Raw genomic sequence first — 2,836 nt, forward strand, 5'->3', positions numbered from 1 at the left:
TATTATGGAGGATTAGCTCAGTTGGGAGAGCATCTGCCTTACAAGCAGGAGGTCACAGGTTCGAGCCCTGTATCCTCCATTGAGCATTAAGCTCATGAGCCGTTAGCTCAGTTGGTAGAGCATCTGACTTTTAATCAGAGGGTCGGCGGTTCGAGACCGCCACGGCTCATTGCCAAATAGGTAACGGTTTGGTATAATAAAAAAAGTGTACGCCGACTTAGCTCAGTTGGCAGAGCATCTGTCTTGTAAACAGAGGGTCGGAGGTTCGAATCCTCTAGTCGGCACTTATATATGCGGAAGTAGTTCAGTGGTAGAACATCACCTTGCCATGGTGGGGGTCGCGGGTTCGAATCCCGTCTTCCGCTTTGTCAATTCTATAATGCCGGGGTGGCGGAATTGGCAGACGCACGGGACTTAAAATCCCGCGGTTAGTGATAACCGTACCGGTTCGATCCCGGTCCTCGGCACTTTTTATGCACCCATAGCGCAATTGGATAGAGTGTCTGACTACGAATCAGAAGGTTGAAGGTTCGACTCCTTCTGGGTGCATTTTTCGGGAAATAGCTCAGCTTGGTAGAGCACCTGGTTTGGGACCAGGGGGTCGCAGGTTCGAATCCTGTTTTCCCGATTTAATTCTAATATTTAATCTATTAGGTTTTCGCGGTGTAGCTCAGCTGGCTAGAGCGTCCGGTTCATACCCGGGAGGTCGAGGGTTCGATCCCCCCCGCCGCGATTGACTGGCTGTTTTGGACCTTTAGCTCAGTTGGTTAGAGCAAGCGGCTCATAACCGCCCGGTCGTAGGTTCGAGTCCTACAAGGTCCATCAACTATCTGTGATGGATTGTTATTATTTACATTATGGAGGATTACCCAAGTGGCTGAAGGGGGCGGTCTTGAAAACCGCTAGGCCGTGAGAGCGACGCGAGGGTTCGAATCCCTCATCCTCCTTTTATTATCGCGGGGTAGAGCAGTCTGGTAGCTCGTCGGGCTCATAACCCGGAGGTCGTTGGTTCAAATCCAGCCCCCGCAATTGTTGGTCCGTTGGTCTAGTTGGTTTAGGACGCATCCCTGTCACGGATGAGATCACGAGTTCGAGTCTCGTACGGACCGTTTTTGGCTCGGTAGCTCAGTTGGTAGAGCAACGGATTGAAGCTCCGTGTGTCGGCGGTTCGATTCCGTCCCGCGCCATTTAACTTAATATTATGCGGGTATAGTTCAGTGGTAAAACCACAGCCTTCCAAGCTGTTGTCGCGAGTTCGATTCTCGTTACCCGCTTTTATATGGGCCTATAGCTCAGCTGGTTTAGAGCGCACGCCTGATAAGCGTGAGGTCGATGGTTCAAGTCCATTTAGGCCCATTTGGAGAAGTACTCAAGTGGCTGAAGAGGCGCCCCTGCTAAGGGTGTAGATCGCGAGAGCGGTGCGAGGGTTCGAATCCCTCCTTCTCCGTTACTTTGACCCGTTAGTCAAGTGGTTAAGACACCAGCCTTTCACGCTGGTATCGTGGGTTCAAATCCCGCACGGGTCATTTTTTTATTATCGCGGGGTAGAGCAGCCTGGTAGCTCGTCGGGCTCATAACCCGGAGGTCGTTGGTTCAAATCCAGCCCCCGCAATTGTTGGTCCGTTGGTCTAGTTGGTTTAGGACGCATCCCTGTCACGGATGAGATCACGAGTTCGAGTCTCGTACGGACCGCTATGGTAGTCAAGCTTATTACTTGGCTTTTTTTATTTTAAGTAATAGTGCTGGCTCTACGTCAGGTAGTGTTGATCAGGGAATTTTTGCTCTACATTGTAAAATTGGACTAAAGGAATCATTTAAAGGTGATTCCTTTTTAGCTTACTTAAGTTTGTATTTCTGTTGGTTAGAGAATCGTACCTTTTAACTGGTATGTAAGAAATTAACAATAATCTGTTTAGTCATTATAAGTAAGCACATTGTAACAAAACACCCATATTTAACTTCTTAAGTTTCCTATACTGAGCTCATCGGTAAGGAAGCTTTTTTATGGTGCGCTCACAATTAAGTTCCTAATAAGTAAGATTATTATCAGATAAAAAACCACAAAATAACATCTAAGTTAAGGAGTAATTACCTAGTCATTATTTTGTGATTTATTAGTTATTTAATTTGATTACATTAACGGGCGATATACTTCATCATAGTATGTATTGTTAGGATCGCGGGTAGTAAAGCTGGCTAACTGCTTGAAATCTTCAGTTTCCTTCCAGGTCATCAAATCATCAAAGTCGTTTAATGCAGTAAAAAGAACTAACGTGGTGCTTTCATCTTTGTTGTCGACTTGGAGAAAAGCTTGCCCATTAATTAATGGGGATGGATCATCAACCATCTTACTAAGTGTGTTAAAGAGAACTTTCTGCTGGTCATTATCTACTTGGAATGATTGGTAATAAAGGATTCCTCGATAATTACTATTTAACCGTTCTCCTAATACCGTATATTCAACGGGAGATTTAAAAATAGTTGGTTCATTAGAAAAATCAAATAGTGCTAAATTATTGCTGTGAACCGAAGCCTGCATGAGCTTAAATTTTCTGTCTGGATACTTGTTAATAATACCTTGTAAAATTTGCCGTGATCCAAACGTTAAACTTAATTTTGATAACATGGCAGTTCCTCCTTTTAATTGTATAAATTTATTATAATACTTTATTTCTGTTAATTACCAATTATCGGTTAATTGACTATCAAATCTAGCTTCGATTTAGAGTAGCGATTTATTAGATTAATTTAAAATCTTTAATTTATTGGTAAAAGGGGTTGAAATGTTACTGCTGCATGTTATAATTTTACTTACAAAAAGTAATTAAAACACAGT

1 protein-coding gene and 19 tRNA genes are annotated in these 2,836 nt (G+C 43.5%); 19 read left to right on the forward strand and 1 reads right to left on the reverse strand.

What is annotated here, in order from left to right:
* Positions 1-6 precede the first annotated feature (6 nt).
* From HMPREF0549_RS03140 to HMPREF0549_RS03230, 19 genes are all read left to right on the forward strand, one after another.
* Positions 7-79 (forward strand) — tRNA-Val (locus HMPREF0549_RS03140).
* Between the two features lie 17 nt (positions 80-96).
* A tRNA-Lys gene (locus tag HMPREF0549_RS03145) sits at positions 97-169 on the forward strand.
* 42 nt (positions 170-211) lie between these two features.
* Positions 212-284 (forward strand) — tRNA-Thr (locus HMPREF0549_RS03150).
* Between the two features lie 9 nt (positions 285-293).
* Positions 294-365: transfer RNA gene (locus HMPREF0549_RS03155), tRNA-Gly, on the forward strand.
* Between the two features lie 16 nt (positions 366-381).
* Positions 382-467 (forward strand) — tRNA-Leu (locus HMPREF0549_RS03160).
* An 8-nt stretch (positions 468-475) separates the two neighbouring features.
* Positions 476-549: transfer RNA gene (locus HMPREF0549_RS03165), tRNA-Arg, on the forward strand.
* A 5-nt stretch (positions 550-554) separates the two neighbouring features.
* Positions 555-628, forward strand: a tRNA-Pro gene (locus HMPREF0549_RS03170).
* A 31-nt stretch (positions 629-659) separates the two neighbouring features.
* Positions 660-733: transfer RNA gene (locus tag HMPREF0549_RS03175), tRNA-Met, on the forward strand.
* A gap of 15 nt (positions 734-748) precedes the next feature.
* Positions 749-822: transfer RNA gene (locus HMPREF0549_RS03180), tRNA-Ile, on the forward strand.
* Between the two features lie 37 nt (positions 823-859).
* Positions 860-947, forward strand: a tRNA-Ser gene (locus HMPREF0549_RS03185).
* An 8-nt stretch (positions 948-955) separates the two neighbouring features.
* Positions 956-1,029: transfer RNA gene (locus HMPREF0549_RS03190), tRNA-Met, on the forward strand.
* Positions 1,030-1,034: 5 nt separating this feature from the next.
* A tRNA-Asp gene (locus HMPREF0549_RS03195) sits at positions 1,035-1,109 on the forward strand.
* A 5-nt stretch (positions 1,110-1,114) separates the two neighbouring features.
* Positions 1,115-1,187 (forward strand) — tRNA-Phe (locus tag HMPREF0549_RS03200).
* A 16-nt stretch (positions 1,188-1,203) separates the two neighbouring features.
* Positions 1,204-1,274: transfer RNA gene (locus tag HMPREF0549_RS03205), tRNA-Gly, on the forward strand.
* 7 nt (positions 1,275-1,281) lie between these two features.
* Positions 1,282-1,356, forward strand: a tRNA-Ile gene (locus HMPREF0549_RS03210).
* Positions 1,357-1,359: 3 nt separating this feature from the next.
* A tRNA-Ser gene (locus tag HMPREF0549_RS03215) sits at positions 1,360-1,447 on the forward strand.
* A 7-nt stretch (positions 1,448-1,454) separates the two neighbouring features.
* Positions 1,455-1,526, forward strand: a tRNA-Glu gene (locus tag HMPREF0549_RS03220).
* A 12-nt stretch (positions 1,527-1,538) separates the two neighbouring features.
* Positions 1,539-1,612, forward strand: a tRNA-Met gene (locus tag HMPREF0549_RS03225).
* Positions 1,613-1,617: 5 nt separating this feature from the next.
* Positions 1,618-1,692 (forward strand) — tRNA-Asp (locus HMPREF0549_RS03230).
* 439 nt (positions 1,693-2,131) lie between these two features.
* Here HMPREF0549_RS03230 and HMPREF0549_RS03235 read toward each other — a convergent pair.
* Positions 2,132-2,626, reverse strand: coding sequence for a hypothetical protein (locus tag HMPREF0549_RS03235; protein ID WP_003716814.1), 495 nt, complete (start codon positions 2,624-2,626; stop codon positions 2,132-2,134).
* Between the last annotated feature and the right edge of the window lie 210 nt (positions 2,627-2,836).

This window comes from Limosilactobacillus vaginalis DSM 5837 = ATCC 49540 (assembly GCF_000159435.1).
Taxonomy (GTDB): domain Bacteria; phylum Bacillota; class Bacilli; order Lactobacillales; family Lactobacillaceae; genus Limosilactobacillus; species Limosilactobacillus vaginalis.

Coding starts and splice junctions, on each gene's coding strand:
- HMPREF0549_RS03235 (WP_003716814.1), bottom strand. CDS start 2,626: ATGTTATCAAAATTAAGTTTAACGTTTGGATCACGGCAAATTTTACAA.